At 39.6% G+C, this 23,001-nt stretch carries 19 protein-coding genes; 11 read left to right on the top strand and 8 right to left on the bottom strand.

Annotated features, from left to right (window positions below; genetic code table 11):
• Window positions 1-11: 11 nt before the first annotated feature.
• Window positions 12-1,064, bottom strand: coding sequence for an enoyl-CoA hydratase/isomerase family protein (locus tag ACPPVU_RS15375; protein ID WP_426667404.1), 1,053 nt, complete (start codon window positions 1,062-1,064; stop codon window positions 12-14).
• Between the two features lie 149 nt (window positions 1,065-1,213).
• The gene (locus tag ACPPVU_RS15370; protein WP_426667403.1) at window positions 1,214-2,413 is read right to left on the bottom strand and encodes an acyl-CoA dehydrogenase family protein; all 1,200 of its coding nucleotides are present in this window, start codon (window positions 2,411-2,413) and stop codon (window positions 1,214-1,216) included.
• A 473-nt stretch (window positions 2,414-2,886) separates the two neighbouring features.
• On the opposite strand from ACPPVU_RS15370, the gene ACPPVU_RS15365 reads away from it, so the two are divergent.
• The 6 genes from ACPPVU_RS15365 (at window position 2,887) to ACPPVU_RS15340 (ending at window position 8,603) form a co-directional block, all read left to right on the top strand.
• Window positions 2,887-4,200, top strand: a complete 1,314-nt coding sequence (locus ACPPVU_RS15365) for a cytochrome ubiquinol oxidase subunit I (RefSeq protein ID WP_426667402.1) — start codon at window positions 2,887-2,889, stop codon at window positions 4,198-4,200.
• A 12-nt stretch (window positions 4,201-4,212) separates the two neighbouring features.
• Complete coding sequence (locus tag ACPPVU_RS15360; RefSeq protein WP_426667401.1) at window positions 4,213-5,229, top strand: cytochrome d ubiquinol oxidase subunit II; 1,017 nt, start codon at window positions 4,213-4,215, stop codon at window positions 5,227-5,229.
• A gap of 383 nt (window positions 5,230-5,612) precedes the next feature.
• Window positions 5,613-6,383, top strand: a complete 771-nt coding sequence (locus ACPPVU_RS15355; RefSeq protein ID WP_426667400.1) for an MlaE family ABC transporter permease — start codon at window positions 5,613-5,615, stop codon at window positions 6,381-6,383.
• 9 nt (window positions 6,384-6,392) lie between these two features.
• A complete protein-coding gene (locus ACPPVU_RS15350; protein ID WP_426667399.1) occupies window positions 6,393-7,154 on the top strand; it encodes an ABC transporter ATP-binding protein in 762 nt (253 codons plus the stop codon).
• 6 nt (window positions 7,155-7,160) lie between these two features.
• Window positions 7,161-8,180, top strand: coding sequence for an MlaD family protein (locus tag ACPPVU_RS15345; RefSeq protein WP_426667398.1), 1,020 nt, complete (start codon window positions 7,161-7,163; stop codon window positions 8,178-8,180).
• A 42-nt stretch (window positions 8,181-8,222) separates the two neighbouring features.
• On the top strand, window positions 8,223-8,603 hold the full coding sequence (locus tag ACPPVU_RS15340) for an RNA recognition motif domain-containing protein (RefSeq protein ID WP_426667397.1): 381 nt from the start codon (window positions 8,223-8,225) through the stop codon (window positions 8,601-8,603).
• A 293-nt stretch (window positions 8,604-8,896) separates the two neighbouring features.
• On the opposite strand, the gene ACPPVU_RS15335 is transcribed toward ACPPVU_RS15340, so the two are convergent.
• Entirely contained in the window at window positions 8,897-9,211 is a 315-nt protein-coding gene (locus tag ACPPVU_RS15335) for a T9SS type A sorting domain-containing protein (RefSeq protein ID WP_426667396.1), read from the bottom strand.
• Window positions 9,212-9,424: 213 nt separating this feature from the next.
• Complete coding sequence (locus ACPPVU_RS15330; protein WP_426667395.1) at window positions 9,425-9,937, bottom strand: hypothetical protein; 513 nt, start codon at window positions 9,935-9,937, stop codon at window positions 9,425-9,427.
• Window positions 9,938-10,590: 653 nt separating this feature from the next.
• Between ACPPVU_RS15330 and ACPPVU_RS15325 the strand changes: the two genes are divergently transcribed.
• The 4 genes from ACPPVU_RS15325 to ACPPVU_RS15310 all read left to right on the top strand — a co-directional run bounded on the left by ACPPVU_RS15325 (window position 10,591) and on the right by ACPPVU_RS15310 (window position 13,589).
• Window positions 10,591-11,025: an ester cyclase gene (locus ACPPVU_RS15325; RefSeq protein ID WP_426667394.1), complete on the top strand. Its 435-nt coding sequence runs from the start codon at window positions 10,591-10,593 to the stop codon at window positions 11,023-11,025.
• Between the two features lie 45 nt (window positions 11,026-11,070).
• On the top strand, window positions 11,071-11,709 hold the full coding sequence (locus ACPPVU_RS15320; protein WP_426667393.1) for a phosphatase PAP2 family protein: 639 nt from the start codon (window positions 11,071-11,073) through the stop codon (window positions 11,707-11,709).
• Window positions 11,710-11,818: 109 nt separating this feature from the next.
• Window positions 11,819-12,301 (top strand): hypothetical protein, encoded by a 483-nt coding sequence (locus ACPPVU_RS15315; protein WP_426667392.1) that lies wholly within the window; start codon window positions 11,819-11,821, stop codon window positions 12,299-12,301.
• Window positions 12,302-12,323: 22 nt separating this feature from the next.
• Window positions 12,324-13,589, top strand: coding sequence for an NAD(P)/FAD-dependent oxidoreductase (locus tag ACPPVU_RS15310; RefSeq protein WP_426667391.1), 1,266 nt, complete (start codon window positions 12,324-12,326; stop codon window positions 13,587-13,589).
• A 180-nt stretch (window positions 13,590-13,769) separates the two neighbouring features.
• Here ACPPVU_RS15310 and ACPPVU_RS15305 read toward each other — a convergent pair whose 3' ends face one another.
• The 4 genes from ACPPVU_RS15305 to ACPPVU_RS15290 all read right to left on the bottom strand — a co-directional run bounded on the left by ACPPVU_RS15305 (window position 13,770) and on the right by ACPPVU_RS15290 (window position 18,152).
• Entirely contained in the window at window positions 13,770-14,435 is a 666-nt protein-coding gene (locus tag ACPPVU_RS15305) for a hypothetical protein (protein ID WP_426667390.1), read from the bottom strand.
• 3 nt (window positions 14,436-14,438) lie between these two features.
• Complete coding sequence (locus ACPPVU_RS15300) at window positions 14,439-15,395, bottom strand: helix-turn-helix domain-containing protein (protein WP_426667389.1); 957 nt, start codon at window positions 15,393-15,395, stop codon at window positions 14,439-14,441.
• 153 nt (window positions 15,396-15,548) lie between these two features.
• Window positions 15,549-16,562: a sensor histidine kinase gene (locus ACPPVU_RS15295; protein WP_426667388.1), complete on the bottom strand. Its 1,014-nt coding sequence runs from the start codon at window positions 16,560-16,562 to the stop codon at window positions 15,549-15,551.
• Window positions 16,563-16,781: 219 nt separating this feature from the next.
• Window positions 16,782-18,152 carry a sigma-54-dependent transcriptional regulator gene (locus tag ACPPVU_RS15290; RefSeq protein ID WP_426667387.1) on the bottom strand — a complete coding sequence of 457 codons (1,371 nt, stop codon included), beginning with the start codon at window positions 18,150-18,152 and terminating at the stop codon, window positions 16,782-16,784.
• 1,366 nt (window positions 18,153-19,518) lie between these two features.
• On the opposite strand from ACPPVU_RS15290, the gene ACPPVU_RS15285 reads away from it, so the two are divergent.
• Window positions 19,519-22,548 carry a sigma 54-interacting transcriptional regulator gene (locus tag ACPPVU_RS15285; protein WP_426667386.1) on the top strand — a complete coding sequence of 1,010 codons (3,030 nt, stop codon included), beginning with the start codon at window positions 19,519-19,521 and terminating at the stop codon, window positions 22,546-22,548.
• The last annotated feature ends 453 nt before the right edge of the window (window positions 22,549-23,001 follow it).

Here is a 23,001-nt window from a genome sequence, read left to right as displayed (position 1 = left end):
TTAACTAATAATTAATTACGAAGAAGTTTATTGTTTGTAAGAAGGAACTCAATCCTTTCCTGTGTTTTTTCAGTACCCAGCAACGACAGGAAGGCCTCCCGCTCCAGGTCCAGAAAATGTTGTTCTGTAGCTGTCCCTGCCGGTTGGTTTCCACCGCATAGTATTGTCGCCACATGCACGGCTATAACCGCGTCATGGTCACTGATCAGTTTTGCCTGATGGATCTCATCGATTTTGGATTGAAAGGCTGATATACCCTTTGTTCCTATCAGAGGTATATCACTCCTTGCTGTCCCATTGCGGTATTGGTCGTGAACCAGGCCAATGGCTACTTGTTTAGCAATTTCTATGGGCGGGCCCTGAGCATTAACGACGGTATCTGCCTCCTTAAGAAATAATTGTTTTGCATCGAGACCCGATTGAGATACCCGGGCATGAGTAATATTCTCCAATACAGTCGTAAGAGTTAACAAAGGCTCTGTAAGTCCCTTTTTGACGGCGAGATCCTGGGCCCGCAAGCCCAGCTCCTTGGTACCCCCCCCTGCCGGGATGAGTCCCACGCCTGTTTCAACCAGGCCCATGTGTGTTTCCTCTGCTGCTACCACCTTTGCCGAGTGCAGACATACCTCGCATCCCCCACCCAGGGCATTGCTAAATGGCGCGGCTACAACTGGTAAAGGACCGTATTTAAGGGTCATGTTTGCATTCTGCAGCGAACGGATAGTATGTTCAAGATCAGCCCATTTCCCGGCCCTGGCGGCAGCAAGCACAAGCGCCAGATTTGCTCCTGCTGAAAAATGCTTGCCACGGTTACCAACGACAAGAGCATCGAAGCGACTGGATCCCTCATTGCATGCGACCATTATCATTTCGCTGATATCATCGTTTAGGGCATTGGCCTTCGTATGAAATTCTATAAGCCCAATTCGGTCACCTATGTCAATTATACTCGCACCTGCGTTTTCCCTGAATGTTTTCCCACCCAGTTTCAGTTCCTCGACATTGATCAGTTCAGGGTTAAGCGGGGAACTTAAATCATTTGATATTGTGCTTTCGTTGCTCATTTCTATTCTAGTTTTCGATAGTTGACGATTCATTTATTATGCGTTCTCATAGGTATCCGCAGGGTATTTTTCTGTATCGCTTTTAAAAACCCATGAAAATTTTTCCCGATCTGCAGGTAATGCCATGGGTATTAGATGCTTTACCGGAGTTATACAAATGCGCCAAAACCGGTAATTGCTTTACCAACTATCAGTGTGTTCATTTCGCGGGTACCCTCATATGAGTAAATTGCTTCGGCATCTGCAACAAAACGGCCGACATTGTAGTCGAGTGAAATACCGTTCGCCCCGAGCAGCTCACGTGCAAATCCCACGGATTCCCTCATCTTGACAGTACAGAATGCCTTAGCCAGGGACGCATGCTCGTCTTTTAATTTGCCATCATCCTGGAGTTGTGACAGCCGTATCACCATGGTCTGGCATGCCGTGATATTTCCAAGCATCTTCACCAAAAGGTCCTGGACTAGCTGAAATTTTCCTATTGGTTTACCAAATTGTTCACGCGTTTGTGCATAAGCCAGGGCATGTTCATATGCGCCCATCATGCACCCAACTGCTTCCCAAGCAACAAATGCCCTTGTCATCCGCAGCACCCGTGCAGTGTCCCGGAAAGAAGTGTCGTTTTGAAGACGGTTTTCTTCAGGCACCCGGCAATTCTCCATAATAATGTGCGCATTCTGGACCACCCTCAATGCCATTTTGTTCTCTATTTTCTCAGCCCGAAAGCCCGGCGTGTTGTTCTCGACAATAAATCCTTTAACCTGGTTGTCGGCTACGTCACGTGCCCAAATAATGGTGACATCACCAAACGTGGCATTACCGATCCACTTTTTTTCGCCATTGAGCACCCAGGTATCCCCTTCCCGTTTAGCTGTTGTCAGAAGTCCGCCTGAAGCTCCGGATCCTACCAGGGGCTCCGTCAGCCCAAAAGAGCCAATCTTTTCAAGTCTCGCCATTGGCGGGAGCCATTTTTGTTTTTGCTCTTCTGAGCCGCAAAGGAAGATAGAACCCATAGCCAAACCGCTATGCACACCAAAAAATGTTGCACAAGAGCAATCCACCCGTGCAATTTCCATAGCAATAAAACCTGCAAACAATGTGTTTCCACCGGCACAACCGTAACCCTCGTATCCAGCGCCGGCAATTTTCAAGTCCCTGATACCGGGGATCAATTCAAAAGGAAAAGAATCTTCTGCCCAAAACTTGTTAATGATGGGCGCCGCCTTTGCGTTCATAAATTCCCGGACTTGCTTCAGCTTGTCCCGTTCTGAGTCATTCAGACAATCAGTAATCTGATAAAAATCCGCATTGGGCGTTGGCAGTTTAACTTCTAACTTTGTTGTTTCCATTTTATTTACATTTAAATCCTGGCAATTGACGTATCATTTCGATACTCATTTAACTAAAGCAAAGTAAGTGGCCTGAGAAACCCTAACACTTTTAAAATCACACGAACGACTTTTAAAATCAAATTAGCTTATACAGGATCCAGAATTATCAATCAATGACGGTGCCGCAGGAAGAGCATAATCCGAAGGAATTATTACAGATTAATTGTGTAGACGGCCTGAGAAAACAAGAGCCAATGTCTATTCTTTAACGAAGATATAAGTCGGATTGGGTATTTAAATATAATGAGGAGAGGTGCCTAACCTTCACAATAAGCTATTATTTCATTTGATTTTAAAAGCACATTGTTTGAAAATCAAATCTATTTGAATTCCTTTAAGCAGACCTTTACATCCGCTAGCAATCATTTTTAGCGCTGGGTTTATTTACTGGCTTTTTCAATCTAAAAATGGCTTAAAATAACAAAAAAACTATGAACGATTTTTTAGCGGCAAGGTCACAAATGGCCCTTTCATTAGTATTTCACATTATTTTTTCATGTATAGGCATGGTGATGCCATTTTTTATGGCAGTTGCACATTTTCTATGGCTGAGAACCGGGAATATTCTTTATAAAAATATAACCAAGGCATGGAGTAAGGGGGTGGCTATTTTTTTTGCTACCGGTGCTGTTTCCGGTACGGTATTATCATTTGAATTAGGTTTATTATGGCCGGAATTTATGAAAAAGGCAGGACCAATTTTCGGGATGCCCTTTTCCCTGGAGGGTACTGCTTTCTTTATTGAGGCCATTGCTCTGGGGTTTTTCCTATATGGGTGGCAGCGCCTTAACCGTTGGTTCCATTGGCTGACAGGCGTGTTCGTGGGCATCACAGGTGTCATTTCCGGAATATTGGTGGTCGCCGCCAATAGTTGGATGAATAGTCCCAAAGGCTTTGACATTGTTAATGGGAGATACACTCATATTGATCCGATTAAAGCAATGTTCAATGATGCATGGTTTTCCCAATCCCTGCATATGACCATTGCTGCATTCGCTGCAACAGGTTTCGCAGTCGCAGGAATCCATGCTTTAATGATTTTAAAGGGGAAAAATATAGTTTTTCATTCAGCTGCATTTAAAATAGCAATCGTATTTGCAGTTGTGGCGGCAATATTACAGCCGTTTAGCGGAGATATTTCAGCAAAGTTCGTTGCTAAAAGTCAGCCAGCCAAACTCGCTGCCATGGAAGCGCATTTTAAAACCGGGAGAGGATCATCGTTAATCATTGGAGGCATTCCCGATGTCAAAAACCAAAGGGTGAACTATGCTTTGGAAATACCCGGTATGCTCAGTTTTATGGTAAATGGAAGTACAGATTCGGTAGTAAAAGGCCTGGATGAAATCCCATTGGATAACCAGCCTCCAATAGCAATTACCCATTACGCCTTTCAGGCCATGGTAGCATTTGGAATGCTAATGGTAGGCATGAGTTTGTTTTACCTGGCTGCTTTCTTCTTTAGACCCATCTGGTTTAACCAGTCCTGGTTTCTTAAATTATTTGTTTTGGCTACTCCTGTAGGTTTTTTAGCCGTCGAAGCCGGATGGACAGTTACTGAAGTAGGCCGTCAGCCATGGATTATTCATGGAATAATGAGAACAGCCGACGCTGTAACACCCATGCCCGGAATAATCTATTCTTTTTATCTGTTCAGTGCAATGTACTTCACTTTGGCTATTGCCGTCGTGTTTCTTCTTAGCCGTCAGATCAAAATGGTGCCAGAACTTTATGATATAACTAATTAAAATTAAAAATTTATGCTTTATGTTGTTATAGGTTTTTTGTGGGTATCCCTTTTAATTTACCTGTTAATGGGCGGAGCTGATTACGGCTCAGGAATTCTCGAATTATTTACTTCAGAAAAAGAGAGGGATCAAATAAGAAAGACATCACACCATGTAATGGGGCCAATATGGGAGGCAAATCATATGTGGCTCATTATTGCGGTTGTCATTATTTTCGTCGGTTTTCCGCAAGTGTATTCCACCGTTTCTGTATTTCTGCATATACCGGTCGTAATTATGCTGTTTGGTATAATTGCCCGCGGAACCTCCTTCACCTTTAGAAATTATGACGCTGTAAAAGATAAAATGCACAATCATTACAACAGGATATATATGTACTCAAGTTTGGTGACGCCGTTGTTTCTGGGAATCATTGCAGGAAGCGCGGTTTCCGGTCGTATAGACCCTTTGTCAGTGAATTTTTCTTCATCGTATATTTATGATTGGCTAAATCCATTTTCCTTTTCGGTAGGGCTTTTTACCGTCTCCCTATGTGGATTTCTTGCCGCTGTTTTCATGGCTGGCGAAGTTCAAGGGGATTACTTAAAAGGAAAATATGTTCAAAAAGCAAAAATTATGAATCTGGCCATGGTACTATCTGGCTCCCTTTGCCTGTTGTCATCATACACCGAAGGTATTCCAATGTTCAGGTGGATATTTGGAAGTTTCATATGCGTAACTGCCCTTTGTTTGGCGATTTTATCCTTAATCATAGTGTACCAAATGATTGAAAAAAATAAAATTGGAAGCACCCGTTTTTTTGCCGGATTTATGGTCACATCATTATTGATCGCTGTAACGTATAGCCATTTTCCACAAATCATCCTGTTGAAAAACGGTACTTATCTCTCTTTATTAGGTCAATCTGTTTCTATGGAAACAATAAATATTCTCGGTGCAGCCTTGCTTGCAGGAAGTGCATTTATTTTACCGGCATTAGCATATCTGATTTACAGCTTTAATAGAAAAGGCACCGAAGAGTATCAGTAACTCCTGGTGCCCGCCATTTACAAGCATGCACCACAAAACCTTTAATCTATTTGAAAACAAAAGATATCGGTTTGATTTTAAAAGAGCCCGGATTTACATTAAAAGTTTCTTTGTGCAGGTATATTTTCATAAAAAAGACGGACGATGAAAATCAAACCTGAAGTGGGAATAATTTTAAAAAAACAAGCAATTATAGGATCAGAGAATAATAATTGATAGAAGGGAGCATAACGATTGAAAATAACTCACATGTTACAATCCTGCGATAAAATGATCCCGAAAAATTTCAAAGTCCATTAAGTCTGAAAATAATAATAAGTAATCTCACCCGAATAGAGAGTTTAAGAAAATAATAATATCCATCATTCTAAACTATTTAATAAATGGCTTTTATGATAAAAACCCGTGCGTTCCTTAACGAGACCGGTGACATTTCAAGGTTCACCGGGCATTTTGTTTCCTCTGGTATCAAGCCCAAATATGAGGTCAAGGAATTTTTTACACAGTGTTATGCAATTGGTTATAAATCCTTTGGGTTGATCGGGTTAACCGGCTTTATCATGGGTCTGGTATTAACCATGCAATTGCAGCCATCCCTTAGGAGTTATGGAATTGATTCTCAACTTCCCGGAATGGTAGGCGTAGCTATTATACGCGAAATCGGTCCTGTCATTACAGCTTTAATTTTTACAGGAAAAATTGGAAGCACAATCGGCGCGGAACTAGGTTCCATGAAAGTTACCGAACAGATCGATGCTATGGAAGTGAGCGGCACCAATCCTCTTAAATACCTGGTTGCAACAAGGGTGCTTGCCACAACGTTGATGCTGCCCATACTAACCATATTAGGAGATGCCATATCATTATTGGGTGCTTTTATCGGTGTGAACATCGGTTCGGTAACCAGTCTTCATTTATTTTTCGTGCAGGTATTTGCTAGCATTGGTCTCAGGGATATTTTACCAGCACTTATAAAGACCTTTTTCTTTGGTTTTAATGTAGGGCTGATAGGATGTTATAAGGGTTATCATTCCAGCAATGGTACAAGGGGTGTAGGAAGTTCAGCCAATTCTGCTGTGGTTATATCCTCTGTCCTGATCTTTATAATTGACCTGATCGCAGTTCAATTTACGAACATATTAAAGCTAAATTAAAGAGTGGATATGCGGACAAAACCAGACACTGACAATCCCAATAAGGAACCGGTGATCGAAATCGAACATCTATATAAACAATTTGGAACCCGTACGATATTAAATGATTTTAGTCTTGCCGTCCAAAAGGAAGAAAATGTAGTAATACTGGGAAAATCAGGCGCGGGAAAATCGGTATTAATAAAATGTATCATAGGTTTATTAAAACCGGATAGCGGCAGTATAATGGTTTTGGGGGATAATATACCAAAGCTAAATCACGATCATTTAGATAGGGCAAGATCGAGAATGGGCTTTCTTTTCCAGGGTAATGCAATATACGACTCTATGACCGTCAGAGAAAACCTGGAGTTTCCATTACGCAGACATTGGATTAAAATTTCACAGAAGGAGGTGGATACTATGGTGATGGAAGCATTAGAAAATGTGAATTTAAGCCACACGGTTGACATGATGCCCGCTGAATTATCAGGAGGAATGCAAAAGCGGGTAGCTTTAGCCAGGACAATGATCTTAAAACCGGAGATCATCTTATATGATGAACCCACTACAGGGCTTGATCCTGTTACCGCACGGGATATTGATAACCTGATCCTGGAATTGCAAAAAAAATACCAAACCTCCTCCATCATCATCTCACATGATATGAATTGTGTAAAAAACACTGCAGACCGGGTTGTTTTGTTGCTGGACGGGAAATGTTATACTGAAGGAACTTATGAAGCGCTTGAGCAATCAAATGACGAAAATATAAAACAATTTTTTGAATGAATTACTATGACAAACTACGGAGAAAACAATATTAAACTAGGGCTATTGGTATCGGCCGGATTATTGGTGCTTATACTCTCATTCTATGTGATCGGTAAAGGCCACAATATGTTTGGATCCGGCTTTGTGCTTAAAGCGCGCGTTTCTCAATTGGACGGCCTTGCAGAGGGAAACAATGTTCTTTTTTCGGGAATACAAGCCGGTACCGTAAAAAGTATAAACATTATTAATGATACAAGTATAGAGGTTGTATTGCTGATTGACAACAAAGTTAAGTCCTATATACATGAAAATGCTTTGGCAACTATTGGTTCAGAAGGATTGATGGGCAATAAAATGATAAACATAATGCCCATAAAAGGTAATAGTCCTATAGTCAAGAACGGTGATTTATTGACCGTTCAACCACCGTTCAACAAGGATGATATGTTACAAACGCTTGCCAAAACAAACAATAATATTGCGACTATAACAGAAACCGTAAAGGGTACTGTTTTGCGTGTTGACAGCAGTGATGTTTTCAAAGTCATTAACGATAAAAGTTTAGGGGCAAGCCTGCGATCCACTTTTAATAACATCAATAAAGCGAGCGCTAAGGCAAATGAAATGCTAAATGGCATAAATCAGCTGGTTGTACAAATGAAAAAGGGAAAGGGGGCTGCGGGTCTGTTATTAACAGATACAGCTTTTGCCGGAAGCCTGAAGGAAACGCTTTCAAATATAAAACTTGCAAGCAATAACACCAATAAGCTGACTATCCAACTAAATGACATGGTCAATAATGTAAACCATGATTTATTTTATGGAAAGGGATCCATTCATACCTTATTGCGGGATTCAGTTATGGCTGAAAACCTCGGTAGCAGTTTGGAAAACGTTCAAAAGGGTACGGCGGCTTTTAATCAGAATATGGAAGCGATGAAACATAACTTTTTACTCCGCGGTTATTTTAAAAGGTTAGCCAAACAACAACAAAAACAAAAGGAAGATAGCCTGAAGAATCAAAACAAATTAGCAGCCCATTAGTCTGATCCGCTCCTGTTTCCAATTGAAGTCAAAACTAAATAAATGATTCAAAGTGATATGGTAAAACTATTCATCGTAGGTTTCCCGAGGGATATGCAGGAAATTGAACTTACAGAGATGTTCAGTAAATATGGGGAGGTCGTATCAGTTAAGATTGTCACGGAACAAGCTACGGGAAAAAGCCGTGGCTACGCATTTGTTAGAATGAAAGATCAGGCGGCGGCAGTTCGAGCAATAAAACTAATGGACGGGGCTGAGATCGATAAGCGTCAAATTAGTGTGCGGGTAGCTGCCGACAAACAAGCCTTCTCTCAAAAAACATATTCGGAATCGGGTCAAACGCTAAGTCCTTTATCCACCAGGCAATATGTAGAAGAGCAACGGGGAACTACGAAAAAAAAGCGGCCGAGAATTCAGCATTAACATCAAATTCTTATTGTATTCTGATAATAATCCCTTTTTTTGCTTTTTTTCTTTTGTCATTGTCACATCTGAGTTTTGGATCATTATCAATTAATAATCTCGGGCTGATATAAAAAGAGGATTATGCGATATTCCGCGATTCCCCAGATCTGGGCAGATTCGAAATGTTGGCTGAGCGTTTCGAACCAGTGTAAATGACAAAAGCCGTCGATGTACGATGGCTTTTGTCATTTACACTGCAGGAAGCTAGTCAAATGCTATTTCACGCAGGGATGTATCATATTAAGCAGTTTCTACCTGCTGATCGAAAGTTCTTTTTTAATGATCTTACCATTTTCGTAAATGTGAACAAAATAAAGGCCATTCGGTAAATCTCTTATATCAAAGCCGACCGTTTGTTTGTTATTCTTCGATATCCTCAGTTTTACGCCTTTATCGTTTAAAATATAAGCATCAAAGACTCTTGGCTGCGATTGAGTAACAGAATTTGTTTGCAGCACATCAGCGGTTTGTGAACTTGTATTATCGGTAGCGATGATATTCACCGTACTTTGGGCCGGGTTGGGGTATATCGTATAAGGCAGCATTGCCGAGTACAGCCGCTGCATCCTTTTTGTATTTATCCAGGATATCGAACACTTCTTTCGCTTTTGTTTTACTCACAGAAAGGTTCTTACTGTAAAAAGTGACCTGGGCATTGGACAAACTGTCCGTTTGCTGGGAAAAAGCCCTGTGCGCGAGGCACACGGTTAGGATCGCTGCGACCCAAAATGGTTTTACTTTCATTAAGATAAGGATAAGTTTGTGTTAAGATATATAAGTTAAAATGTCATATCAAAGCGGCCCTGGTCTATTGTCACTTCATTGCCTGCGGGGCTGGCGGCCTTCATCGAAAAAATACCGGATATGATACCCTTCTGCCCGTCAAAATAGGTAATATCCATTGTGCCTTGCGTACATTTATATCGTGTTGTATCACTGAAAAAAATCGCAACGTTCACATTGGTCGTCAAATCATAGCTCCCTGTAGAGGTAACGTTCGGGATATTAAAGGTAATATGCTGGTTCAGGCGGTTTGCAGCAAGGGTAAATGAATTAAACTGCAGATAAGAAGTCAGTGCCGGCCCGGCATCAGGACCGGCTGTATTCGGAAGCCATAATTGTCCGTTCAAATTAAACCCAAAGGTTTTTTTTCCCACATGCGTTTCTGCCGGGAGGGCGGGGGGTACGGCCTTAGGGAAGATATGGATCTTATTGCAACCTATGGTTGCAATAACAAAAATAAAAACAAGGCTTGCAATTAAGTTTTTAGGATAAGGAAGTTGGGCTTTCATATTTGGTTAAGATGTTAAGGTTTTAGGATTTACATAAAAGTAAAAATTGGCTTTAACATATACAACATTTTTTTTGATCGGGAGGCAAAAAATCAGAAATCCGTGCAGACTTTAACTTAAGAATTTCTTGCACGTCCTAATCTCAAAACTTCATACCCGGCTAGATCCAAAGAGGTATTCAGCTTGGTAATAGTTGTATGGCTATTCTCCTGGTCTTTTGTTATTCTCATTTGCAATGATATATTATAAGTACGATCCAGGCGATCAGCGCATAGATTAGCAATCCTCCTGCTAAGCGCCCTGCACGCAACAGGAGCGGGTTATAAAAGGGTTCCGGTTTAAAACTCAGGAACGCAGATGAATTGAATGCACGAACACCTTTTCACCCAATACAAGTCCAGTCCTTCCAGCGTGCAATCCAATAGTTGAAATTAGTTTGATTTTAAAAGACGTTCATGTGGTTTTAAAAGCGCCTGGAAATGACTATTGGATATGTTTGTAATAGAAAATTAAAGCTGTAATAGAGAAAATAATACCCATAAACAACACGACAAAAAGAATGAAAAATTATATAGCTGATGTCAAAAACAGCCATTCGCTGTATAACGATGCCCCCTTCAAACTCCTTAATTTTCAGATACAGATAAATAATAATGAACAGCAACCTGATTAATATAGTAGGAATAGATAAAGCATGGAATGAACGGAATTGGAAGAATTATGCCGATTTTCTCGATAATGATCTTATCGCTTACAGGAGTGGCGACAGGACACCTCACTTTAAGGAAGCTCATATTAACATCGCAAATAAATTCTGCAATATTTTTCGGGATGCCTTTATACACACGGATCCGTATCTGGTACTGTTTGAAAACGCAGAAATTAATTTAACCTGTTCGGTAGCCCGGGTAACAGGGACTATGACAGGTAACATGAATTTAAACGATATCGTTATTGAGCCTAATCACCGCTGTTTTGACGTAACTCTTGCGGTAATCAGCAGGTGGCGTGATGGGAGAATTATAGAACAAAGGGAATATTTCGAAGGAGCGCGTATGCTCTCCCAGTTGCAAATAAGGTATCAATAATCATAAAAATAAGTAATGGAAAATATTGCCTGTAATACAAAACGTATGAAAATAAAAAGATCACGATTATTATTCATTGTCCTTGTTAATGTGTCAACTTTAATAAGCACTAATTTATTTGCACAAAACCCTGATATCGATCTGTTAAAATTCATAAATCCCCGTAATCCCAATTCTTCGTATTGGAAAAACACAAGTACTTCTGCCTATTGGGTATCCGGGGGAGTAGCGATTGGAACACTCATTTATGGTTTAGCAAATGATAATGAACAGGCAAAGCACAACGCTTATGAAACGTTGATAAGCATTGGCTCGGCAGAACTGGTTACTGAATTATTTAAGTATACTATTAACCGTACACGCCCAGCAGACAGATATCCTAATGAGGTCTTTGTGACCTCCCCTTCCCACAAATATTCGTTCCCGTCGGGCCACACGAGTTTAGCATTTGCAACTGCTACCACACTTTCCCTGCAATACCACAAGTGGTATATTACGGTTCCGGCATATCTATGGGCAGGCTCGGTTGGATATTCACGGATGTATCTGGGCAAACATTATCCCACAGATGTGTTGGGCGGGGCTGCAGTTGGCATGGGCGGGGCCTATGCCGGTCATTGGTTAAATAAAAAAATATTCAGTCACTATTACAACAAAGGAAATTCAAATAAAACATATGATTAGCAAGAACAACTGTCACTTCATTTCCCCGGGCGGTACTTAAACCGATAAGGCAGCTCAAATACTAAAATTTATTTTACACATTAATGAAAACAAATAATTTATAAAACTCATGAAAAGAATATTTCTAACTCTGACTTTTTTGATCACATTTTCTGCACTTGCGCTGGCGCAAACTGAGAAGGAGGATACTGCTATTGCTGAAGCAATATTTGGAAAAGCCAAGAAAACAATCATTGCGGAGTACATGCAAATTGACGAAAATAAAAAAACTGAATTCTGGAATTTGTATGACGAATACGAAAATAAAAACAATGTTATACTGCTGGAAAGATTGGGGCTCATCAAACAATTTGTTGAAAGTTATGATACCCTTGATAACGCATCTGCTCCCCGGATTGCTGAGGGTCTAATGAACAATACCGCAAAACTTGATCATCTCCACCGGGAATATTTCAGCAAATTCCAAAAGGTAATTGGAGGACTAAAGGCGGCAACGTTATACCAGATCGAGTTATACATCCAAACTGCAGTGCAGTCAAATGTTCAAAGTCATATCCCCGTCATAGGAGAAATTCAAAAATTGCAGCACTAAATTAAATAATTAGGAGGCGAGTATGAAACATATTGTTATTATAGGTGGAGGTTTTGCGGGAATCAACCTGATTGAAAGGCTTTCAAAAAAGAACGAGTTCATTATTACTTTAGTTGACAAGAACAATTACAACTTCTTTCCTCCCCTGTTGTACCAATTATCAACAGGGTTCCTGGAAGTCTCAAACATTAGTTATCCTTTTAGAAAACTGTTTAGGCAAAAGAAGAATGTTAATTTCCATCTTGGCGAGGTTGAGAAAGTGATACCATCTGAAAACAAAATAATCTTGTCAACAGGAGAGCTGACTTATGATTACCTGGTATTTGCCACGGGTACCACAACAAATTATTTTGGAATGGACAACGTCAAAAAGAACGCCTTGCCGATGAAAACGGTTAACGACGCATTAGAACTTCGAAACCACATTCTCAAACAGGTTGAGTTGGCAGCAATATCGAAGGATAAAAAGGAGCAAAACAAGTTACTCAATATCGTTGTGGCGGGCGGCGGCCCAACCGGTGTGGAAATATCCGGTATGCTGGCAGATATGAAAAAAGACATCCTACCCAAAGATTATCCGGAAATTATAAAGAATAAAATCGACGCCGAAATATACCTTGTGGATGGTGTTGATGCTGTGCTGAAGCCTATGAGTGAAAAGTCACAAAAAGACACCCTCAAAGCTTTAATGAAAATGGGGGTCACGGTAGGATTGAACATGCAGGTAAAAGACTATAGCAATGACGTGGTAACTTTTACAAACGGGACGACTATAGAAACCAAAACACTAATATGGGCAGCCGGTGTCACCGGCTTGGTGTTTGAGGGTTTGCCTCCTGAATGCTACGGACGGGGGAAGCGATTGATCGTTGATGAATACAACAGGGTGAAAGGCTTGAATAATATATTTGCAATCGGAGATACCTCCATACAAAGTCATGAGTTAAAATTCCCAAATGGCCATCCCCAGATGGCCCAGGTTGCGATCCAGCACGGCGTAAACCTGGCTGAAAATTTTGAAAGCATTTTGAGGGAAAAATTCTTAAAGCCGTTTGTTTACAATGACAAGGGGAGCATGGCTATTATAGGCAGAAACAGGGCTGTAGTTGATATGCCGGACAATAAAATGCATTTCAATGGATTCCTGGCTTGGTTCATGTGGCTTTTTATACATCTTTTATCACTGGTTAAAAATCGTAACCGCATTACCACATTGTATAACTGGGCAGGGGCCTATATTACGAAAGATCAGTCATTAAGAATGATTGTCCGACCGTCGAAAACGTGAACATTTATCTATTCACGTTAAGTAAGTTTTGGAACTTATGGAAAAAGCTGCTTTAATTACCGGTGGGCACGCGGGATCGGCTTAGCAGACGTTTTGAAAACCATGTTTTTTAGCAGAGAGTTAAGGTAGTTTAGTTGGATATTTAAAGACTGTGAATAGAATTTTACAGTCTTTTCTTTTTTAAATTTCAATCAGTTCCAAAAATTTCTCTATGGGCGAATTAAAGCTTTTCCCTTCAGCAATCAACGCTGCCTCTGAATATAAGCGGTCGCAATGAATCAGCAGCTTCAGAATCTTTATCGCGATCATTTCCTGCATTTGCTGATCAATGTCCTGATGCTCCCTCAAAATACATTCAAAAATCTCTGATAGCAGATTTGCTTGCCAATCATTTAAATAAAGGTATGGCGTTACAGAGTTTTTGCGTACTTTTTTGTTAATTATAACCTGTTCAAAAATAGCGGTGTTCAAAAAAACATTACGGTTAAATAATAACACATAACCGCAGGAACTTGATGAAAAATATTTCCTATAATGGACAATCCGTTTTGCTACAATAAGAAGTGTATTTTCTTTAATTGGGAAAGTGTTTAGTCCGATAGTTTTTTCTCTGTCTCTATTTTTAAAGGAAGCAATGTTGTAAACAGCCTGCCTTTTAGGTGGGACCGAACTACCCAACTTCGGAATCAGATCTTCCAGACGATAAATTTTATAACAAAATTTATGCTTAAGGTGTTTATCAATATCGATTAAGCCATCTTTGCGGTATTTTCTGCAGCTGTCCCTAAACTTATTGATAAATAAAAGGTCGTCAGCACCATTAATTCCTGACAATGTCAAATCCATGTCTCATTTTTGGTTAGATTTAATTATTGAATTTCTGTAAGCAAACGCTGACACACCTGCGGACTTATGAAAAAAGGTGGAGAAATTATTCGCGTCCGAAAAACCAAGATCCAGGGCAATATTTTTGATTGTGAGCCTGGGATTTGATAAAAGATACTTTGCCTCTAAAATGATCCTTTTATTGATGCTCTCCTTCGCATTTAATTCACAATGTTTTTTTAAAAGAAAATTAATATGATTGGGGTGAACTGCCAATGCATCAGCGTAAAACTTGACACTATGCTCTTGTTTAAAGTTAATTTCAACCAGTTCATGGAATTGTTCGATAAGGGGATGGTACACGATTCCCTTACTGATCAATTCCGCTTTGGTAAACAGGCGATCACTGTATATCAGCATTTCAAGGATCTTGAGTGCAATTATCATTTTTTTTTCTTCTTCATCAGAGGCGTTTTCTTTTAATATCCATTCGAAGATTTTGGAAAAGATCCGCATCTGACTTTCATTAAGATGAAGATAAGGTCGTGTAGAACTTTTAAATACTTTCCTGTTGATGACGTGCTCTGCAGGGAATGCTTTATCCAAAAAAAAATCAACATTAAAGGTTAAAATATATCCGGCACAGTCCGTTGGCAAGTATTTGCTGGAATGAATAACCCTTTTAGGTATGATAAATAATGAATTGTCTTCAATTGGAAAAGTAAACAGCCCTATTGATTTTTCCCCCGACCCTTTTTTTACAAGGGTAATCCAATAGGCTGTCTGGCGGGACGAGGGAACAATACCGCGAACTATCGGAACAGCGTCTTCCAGGCGGTATATCTGAAAATCTAATTGATTTTTAAGGTGTTTATCCAAGTCAATAATACCATCATCACGGTATTTTTGGAAGACCTCCATATATTTGTGGATCACCAACAGATCTTCTTCAACCTCGATATGCTCAAGACTTATATTCATGGTTCAAAAATGGCAAATACGGGCAGCCCGAAAATGGATTATCCGCACAGTTTAAAGTTCAGCAAATCGAGCGACGACAAACTTTGTTATTCAAACAAAAACATTTTAAAATCAAATCGAAAGTCTGCTCAAATACGGTTTAAGGATTCTGATCTATCCCAGGACAGGCGGATGATAAAAATAATCTGCATTAAAGCTCAGGGTGACACAAGTACCCTTATTTGACTCAAATTGCAGGGTTCCCTTGATATCTTCTGTCAGCCCCTTGATCAGGGTAATACCTAATGAATTCCGGGATGTGTCAAGGAGGACAGGATCGATCCCAATGCCGTTGTCTGCGATAACCAGTTTGATCAACTCATCTGTCCGCGAGAGATTTATTTTAATCTCGCCGCTTCTTTTGCCGGGGAATGCAAATTTGATAGAATTTGTGACTGCCTCATTAATAATAAGGGCCAGAGGCATGGCTTGTGATAGCGACAGTTGTATAGGTGCGGCATTAAGTTCAAAATGAATCTTATGCGCAACCGGGCTTTGTTGGAGATGGCAGACGAATTCTGAAAGGTAGATGGATATATTGATCGCATTGATGTCCTCAGAGCGATAGAGTTGCTGGTGGATCAGTGACATCGCATATACCCTGCCCCTACTGTCTTCCAATGCCCTGTAGGCCTCATTTTCCAGGAAAATAGATTGAGACTCCAAAAGGGATAGAATCGTATGGAGATTATTTTTAACGCGGTCATGCACTTCAATGAGCAGCCACTCGTTCTCTTTGATCACACGATCAAATAATTCATTCTTTTCGGTAATTATTTTGTTTTTCTGACTAACCAACCGGTCTGATTTTTGCCTAAGCCGATATTGCCTGTAAAATAGCCCCACACATATCAGTAGAATTAAAATACCGGTGATCGTTTCGTTCCGAAGCCTGACAGCCTCGTCCCACAAAGCCTGCTGCAGGCGCGCATTTTGTTTGAGCAGGCTGATGTTTTGATCTCGCAGCCTTATATCATCCTCTTTGTTTCCTCTTTCATAGGCGACCTGGGCGGCATTTACATGAATTGTTACCTTCAAAAGAGAATCTACCCCATGCCGGGAAATCTCCTGGGCATAAGCACCTGAACTGTATGCCGTCATTAAGGCAAAAACATAGAGTTTGCTCATAACTATGATATCAAACGGTATTGCCCGCAAATATTCAAGTATGGATTTTAGCTACGAATTAAATGTATAATAATATGTACAACGTGTTGCAATGTAAAGATGCACCTGGTTATGATTTCGAAAATCGATTTCAAATGAAAACTCCATAGAATCTATTATGTGCACGCCTCCATGCAAATTGCGCTGAAGCGTTTATGGCCTCCCCAGGTTTTTTTAACCTCATTTTATTCCCAGTTTTTTTATACGTGAATTAAGTGTTGAAACGTTCATACCCAGAATTTCTGCAGCCCCGCCTTTCCCATAAATTTTCCAGTTACATTTCTTTAATACTGCCAAAATATAGTCACGCATATGTTCTTCCATTGTTTTTAGTTTTTCAGGATCGTCCTCAATTAATCCAGGTTTTTGCAGGCCTCTGGCAAGAGTTATATTTTCAATTTTTGATCCGGTAGCCATTAACACTGACCGCTCTATAAGATTTTCCAATTCCCGTACATTTCCCGGCCATGGATGGTTTACCATTTCTTTTGCTGTCCGTTCGGACAAGCCGATTACTTTTTTTCCTTCCCTCTTCGAATAAAACGTGATAAAATGATGTGCCAGTAGAAGAATGTCCCCCTTTCTTTCCCTCAGCGGAGGCAGTAAAATAGGGAAAACGTTGAGCCGGTAATAAAGATCAATTCTGAAGCGGCCAACCAATATTTCTTCTTCAAGGTCACGATTGGTTGCAGCGATAACACGAACGTTAATCTTTCTGGTTTGGCCTCCGATACGCTCTATTTCTTTTTCCTGTAAAACCCGAAGGAACTTCACTTGTAATTCCAAAGGCAGTTCGCCAATCTCATCTAAAAAAATGGTGCCTTCGTTTGCCTGTTCAAATTTTCCGATCCTTTTATTAAAAGCACCGGTGAATGACCCCTTTTCATGCCCGAATAGTTCGGACTCGATGAGATTTTGCGGCAATGCTGCACAATTGACAACAATGAAAGGCTTAGTTGCCCGCTGAGAAGCCTGATGAATGCCGCGGGCTATTAATTCTTTTCCGGTACCACTTTCACCTAAAATTAATACTGAGGTATCCGTTGAGGCTACTGTTTTTACACTTGTCAGTACCTGAAGCATATCCTTGCTTTCTGTAATAATATAATCCAGGCCTAAGGGGCGATCAGTGTCATTATCTACAGGCGTGGCAACTTTTTTTTGATTTATGTTTTGTAATTGTTCCTGATGAAGGTACCATGCTACATCCAGCATAACCAATACATCCTTATCACGAAAAGGTTTTACGAGAAATCCATAAGGTTTGGTCGCTTTTGCCAGGGCGAAGATTGGTTTATTCGAGTTTGCGGACAGATAAACGAAAGCTATATTTTTAGCTCTCAGTGATTTAGCCAGGTCTATGCCTGTAAGCTCCCCCTGGAGCATAATATCGAGCAGTACCAACTCCGGGTGCTCTTTTTCAATAATTTTCAAGGCGATAGGTACCGACCTTGCAATAGTACAAACTTTATACCCCGCATGCTCAAGCATAAGACGTAGATTATTCGCCTCAACAAATTGGTCCTCAACGATAAGTATTTTAGCTTTCATAACTGTTCAAATAATACTTTCTTATGAATTGAATTACTATCTGTACTTTTAATCTTAACATTAAATATAACTGTAATCTAAAACCAACGGTATAATAAATTTGATCACAAAGGATGAGTTGAGCTTTTGATAACGTGTTTCAGTCCAAAAACTAAAGAAGCAGATAGTTTCCGTTAAATGTGAAAAGATGCTCATACTCCATATTCTTTATTTCTCAAATCCCAAGACCGGCCGCATTCTAAACGTGTCTCAGTTTTATAAGTAAAAATCGTGATAAATTTGAAACACTTACCCTGTAAAAACTGATATTTTAAGCCAAACGGAAAACAGGATAAATACCCGGCCGCAAGTTTGTTGTCTATTATCGACATATCAACAATTACAAGATTAAAAATTGTTTATATGTCACCAATTGATAATTGTCAATTTATAATCATCTGAATATTATTAATTTACAAATCGGCACAATGCTTGTGGATACTCAAAGCTGGAAATGACAATTCTATGACAATTAGTTAAGCCTGTCAAAATACTCTTGTAGAAACGATCACAATTTCGCTGTTTCCGATCATTTTAGCTGCAAGTCTGACTGCGGTCGTATCGCCCGTGGGATTATAGTTTATCCATATTGTTTGATAATCCTAACCTGTCCAGGGCTTATAACGTAGTATGCACTTTCATACTCATCGGATAGATTCCAAAAGTCAGTTTTTTTCAAATCCTCAATTTGCTTGTTTTTCATGATGAAAGTTTTTTTTCTTTGCCAAAAATTGATTCTACCATCGCTAAATCTCTTTTTCTTTTGAGGCGAAGACGAACCCTGAAAACCTCGCTATTCAGGCAAAAGTTAAGAGAAGCTTTTTCATATTGTTTTTTTAATGAAGTAAAGTTATAGGTTTTGCTGTGCCGGTCGGCTATAAGAATGAAAGCAAAGTCTTTGAATTTCAAACATAGTTAACCCCCATTAGTGATATTTAGATAAAAAAAGCGATAAAATTAAGTGATATTTCACTGGAATTTCGAAATTAGTTTGCCTATATAATTGATTTTTAGATATTTAATACATGGCACTGGTATTGAATAATAGTGACCGTATGCATGAAATATTAAATTAAATATAGATAGCAAAAATTAATTCTCTAATCCTTCCCCCATGAAAAATACTTCCACGCTAAATGCCAGCACAACATCAATAGCCTTAAACCAGCCAGATTATAATCAGTTTGAGCATGTTATTGGCCCGGTAGAATCTCAGGAGAAACGTAAAATGGCAATAACTTCCTTGCGCACCGAGTTGTTAAAAATCAGGGATAAGAACTCGTTGCATTTATTGCTTTGCGAAGAACTTCGTAAAACCTTTAATTACATGGATTTTGAAATCCTGTTAGAGCGTGAGAATCAAATAAGCTTTGAACAGTTCATGACATTGGGGTTATCCAACGGGCGATTGTCAGATAGCTCTGGCGATGTTCCGGCAGGTGAAGAACAAAATCTCATCGTACCAATAGATGTGGTAACTGCAAACAGTGCAGCCACGGTATTTATGTTCCGGCGGCCTCATGTAGATAACGAACTTATCACATTTTTAAAAAACAGAAAGCCGACCGACTGTGATCATTGCCTTGTTTTAAGCCTTAATAATGCGTTCGACATTTTCGGATTGCTAATTTTTTATTTTGATCAAAATCCGGTGTCAGAAGAAATAGTTGAGGTCGCAGACAGAATCACACCATTATTTACAAATATCCTAAGCCACATCATTGCATATGAAAAAAAAATATCTGCGGAAAAGGAAAAAATTCTAATCGATGCAGTATTTGAGGAGTTGGGAATGGCCAAAGATAAAAACGACTTAGCGAGGGTCTTTAATGTCCGGTTAAGGCCTTTACTATTATTTGAATGTGGAATCATCGGCGCAATGGATAATGTCAATAACACTTATTCACTCCTTTTAGATGACGAGATGGCAAATAGCCCCGGCTGGGTTAATTTAAAAAAAACGAATTATTCCGTCAAAGATCCGATTATGAAAAGTGTACTCTGTTCGGACCGGCCTGTCCTATTTCGGTCCGGCGAAAAGCCTGCCGATCCCGATATGCCGGATTATATTCGGGCAGGCTGTGAAAACGCATGCAAAGACCTGGTTATAATACCACTTAAGAACAAAGACGAAATAATTGGCTTCGCTGCATTAGCCTATAACCCCAAAAATCAATTTACCGAAAAGGCGATTGAAGTGTTCAAATATTTGTCTCCAATGTTATGGACTGCGATGTCCAATATTTTATTGAAAGAGCACATTGACCATGAAAATTTTCAAAAATCTGTATTGGCGGAACTGAGACTTGATATGGCCATAACACGAAACAAAGAAGATCTTCTCAAAGTGATCAATATTCAGCTAAAAAAGCTAATTTACTTTACTCACAATAACATGGGTATTCTAAGTGAAGACGGAAAAACCTACAAAGCTTTTCTGCTTGATCCTGATTCCAGGGCCAGAGAATCTGCGTTTTACAATGAAATCGTTTCAACATCAAACAATGAGAATGATTGCATTTACAGACAAGCCATTAAGAACGGGAAGCCGGTCGTCATTGATATGGACAGTTTTATGGATAAAAATCCGCCATTATGGTTTAAAATTAATTATGAGACCGGTGCCCGGGAAATTGCTATGACAATTCTCCCTGGTGAAGAATATGCAAAATATATCCTGATTTTATTTTCCGACAAAAAAAACAACTTTGATGGGGAATCTCTGGAAATTATAGAACATATTTCCTGCCATTTGGCCACGGCTGTGGCGAACATCGAAGCGAATGAGGAGATTTTGGAAAGAGAGAAGGAAAAGTCAATATTGCTAAGCTTGAGCCATGATATGGCTGCACTCAGAAATAAACAGGATCTATTGCATATTATTCAAACAAAACTGACCGATTTTTTCGATGTAAATTGTTTTCACGTCTCTATTATTAACCAGGATGCGCAATCGCATTCGATTTTTCTGACGACACGCCGTGGAAAGCCAATCCTGTCTGAAGACCTGAATGTCATTTCAAAAAAGAGATTTCAAATCAAAGAAGACGAAATATTTGAACGGGTTACGCTTTCTGACGACCCTGTTCTATATAGTCTTAAAAGACTAAATAACTATCCTGTTGTATCTGATTATCTCGGATATTATATGGATAATTCCATTGACCAACTTATTGGAATAAAATTAAAAGTGGCTAACAAGACAATCGGTTGTGCATGGTTGCAAACGACTTCCCAAATTTCCATGGCATTGTTGAAGGGCGTTTGTGCACAGCTTTCCGTTGCCATATTTAATATACTCGCCAATGAACAGATTATTTCCCAGTTAGAAGAAATTAATCTATTTAAAAGTAGGCCGCAAGAGGAAAATTCCTATTTGACTGAGCAAATTCATACCAGCATTAATGACGAGATAATCGGTAGCAGCCCTTGTATACAAGAGGTTTATAATCATATATCACAAGTGGCCAAGTCGACGAGTACAGTCTTATTAATGGGAGAAACCGGTACCGGGAAAGAGCTTATTGCAAGAGCAATACACATGTCTTCATCACGTGCAGACAAGCTCATGGTAAAAGTTAATTGCGCTGCTCTGCCAGCTAACCTTATAGAAAGCGAACTTTTTGGGCACGAACGCGGTAGTTTCACAGGAGCTACTGAGCGGAGGGTAGGAAAATTCGAACTTGCCAATAACGGCACTTTGTTCCTTGACGAAATTGGTGAAATGCCTCTTGAATTACAGGTGAAACTACTGAGGGCGATTCAGGAACGCGAGATCGAACGAGTTGGAGGTAAACAAACAATTAAGGTTAACGTCAGAATAATTGCTGCCACCAACAGGGAATTGGAAAAGGAAGTTGATGCGGGACGCTTTCGGCTCGATCTTTTTTACCGTTTAAATGTATTCCCTATCAATCTTCCCCCCCTGCGGGAAAGAAAGGAAGATATTATAGATCTTGCAATGGCATTTTTGGATCGCTATTCCCGCAATAACGGCAAAAAAATAACTTCTATATCACAAAAAGTTCGGAAGGAGCTCTTAAATTATTATTGGCCCGGGAATATCCGGGAACTTGAACATTTAATGGAACGCAGCGTTTTGATGACTAATGACTCTTCCCTAAAAGAAATTTTTCTACCTAAAAAAAACCTTTATGAAAAGGATACCCGGGAAGACTTCTCCTTCAAAACCATTAAGGAAAATGAAAGAGATCATATCCTAACAACATTAAAAAAATGTGGTGGAAAATTGTCAGGAGTGGGTGGCGCAGCAAAATTTCTTGGAGTACCTATATCTACACTTAGGTCCAGACTAATTAAACTTCAAATCACTAAAGAGCAAATTTTTCAGAATTAATAACTGCAGGAACGAACTTTCAGTATTTCGGACCTGCAATAATTAAATAGTTAAGTAAAAGATGAAAGCAATTACCTGAGACGATTAGGGTGCCAATATATCCAATTATCGACGATGGCAGTTAAGGCATTATTCAAAGGTATAATGAGGTCAGAAATAGCGTCCTAAGGTTATGACGTGTTTTACAATATATGGCAGACAGGAATCGATGTACGCTATCATATTTCTTCAATATATCAGGCACCAGGAAAAATAAGGTCCGAAAAAGTCCATTTTGAAGAATCTCTGCACAACAAAACCCCCACGAGGCAAACGCTTGACGTAAATGTGAAAGCGAGCTATATAAAGTATCATGAAGCGAAGCTCTTTATGAACTACAAAAACAGATGAACATGACCTCGGTTCAACTGAAGAAAATTACAAGGTAGCAGAAAGGAAATATTATAACCAACA

This window comes from Mucilaginibacter sp. McL0603 (genome assembly GCF_049992945.1).
GTDB lineage: Bacteria > Bacteroidota > Bacteroidia > Sphingobacteriales > Sphingobacteriaceae > Mucilaginibacter.
This window is presented reverse-complemented; position numbering and strand designations above follow the sequence as displayed.

Excerpts from the sequence above, each read along its gene's own strand:
- ACPPVU_RS15375 (WP_426667404.1), bottom strand. The coding sequence starts at position 1,064 with ATGAGCAACGAAAGCACAATATCAAATGATTTAAGTTCCCCGCTTAAC.
- ACPPVU_RS15370 (WP_426667403.1), bottom strand. The coding sequence starts at position 2,413 with ATGGAAACAACAAAGTTAGAAGTTAAACTGCCAACGCCCAATGCGGAT.
- ACPPVU_RS15365 (WP_426667402.1), top strand. The coding sequence starts at position 2,887 with ATGAACGATTTTTTAGCGGCAAGGTCACAAATGGCCCTTTCATTAGTA.
- ACPPVU_RS15360 (WP_426667401.1), top strand. The coding sequence starts at position 4,213 with ATGCTTTATGTTGTTATAGGTTTTTTGTGGGTATCCCTTTTAATTTAC.
- ACPPVU_RS15355 (WP_426667400.1), top strand. The coding sequence starts at position 5,613 with ATGGCTTTTATGATAAAAACCCGTGCGTTCCTTAACGAGACCGGTGAC.
- ACPPVU_RS15350 (WP_426667399.1), top strand. The coding sequence starts at position 6,393 with ATGCGGACAAAACCAGACACTGACAATCCCAATAAGGAACCGGTGATC.
- ACPPVU_RS15345 (WP_426667398.1), top strand. The coding sequence starts at position 7,161 with ATGACAAACTACGGAGAAAACAATATTAAACTAGGGCTATTGGTATCG.
- ACPPVU_RS15340 (WP_426667397.1), top strand. The coding sequence starts at position 8,223 with ATGATTCAAAGTGATATGGTAAAACTATTCATCGTAGGTTTCCCGAGG.
- ACPPVU_RS15335 (WP_426667396.1), bottom strand. The coding sequence starts at position 9,211 with ATGCAGCGGCTGTACTCGGCAATGCTGCCTTATACGATATACCCCAAC.
- ACPPVU_RS15330 (WP_426667395.1), bottom strand. The coding sequence starts at position 9,937 with ATGAAAGCCCAACTTCCTTATCCTAAAAACTTAATTGCAAGCCTTGTT.
- ACPPVU_RS15325 (WP_426667394.1), top strand. The coding sequence starts at position 10,591 with ATGAACAGCAACCTGATTAATATAGTAGGAATAGATAAAGCATGGAAT.
- ACPPVU_RS15320 (WP_426667393.1), top strand. The coding sequence starts at position 11,071 with ATGAAAATAAAAAGATCACGATTATTATTCATTGTCCTTGTTAATGTG.
- ACPPVU_RS15315 (WP_426667392.1), top strand. The coding sequence starts at position 11,819 with ATGAAAAGAATATTTCTAACTCTGACTTTTTTGATCACATTTTCTGCA.
- ACPPVU_RS15310 (WP_426667391.1), top strand. The coding sequence starts at position 12,324 with ATGAAACATATTGTTATTATAGGTGGAGGTTTTGCGGGAATCAACCTG.
- ACPPVU_RS15305 (WP_426667390.1), bottom strand. The coding sequence starts at position 14,435 with ATGGATTTGACATTGTCAGGAATTAATGGTGCTGACGACCTTTTATTT.
- ACPPVU_RS15300 (WP_426667389.1), bottom strand. The coding sequence starts at position 15,395 with ATGAATATAAGTCTTGAGCATATCGAGGTTGAAGAAGATCTGTTGGTG.
- ACPPVU_RS15295 (WP_426667388.1), bottom strand. The coding sequence starts at position 16,562 with ATGAGCAAACTCTATGTTTTTGCCTTAATGACGGCATACAGTTCAGGT.
- ACPPVU_RS15290 (WP_426667387.1), bottom strand. The coding sequence starts at position 18,152 with ATGAAAGCTAAAATACTTATCGTTGAGGACCAATTTGTTGAGGCGAAT.
- ACPPVU_RS15285 (WP_426667386.1), top strand. The coding sequence starts at position 19,519 with ATGGATTTTGAAATCCTGTTAGAGCGTGAGAATCAAATAAGCTTTGAA.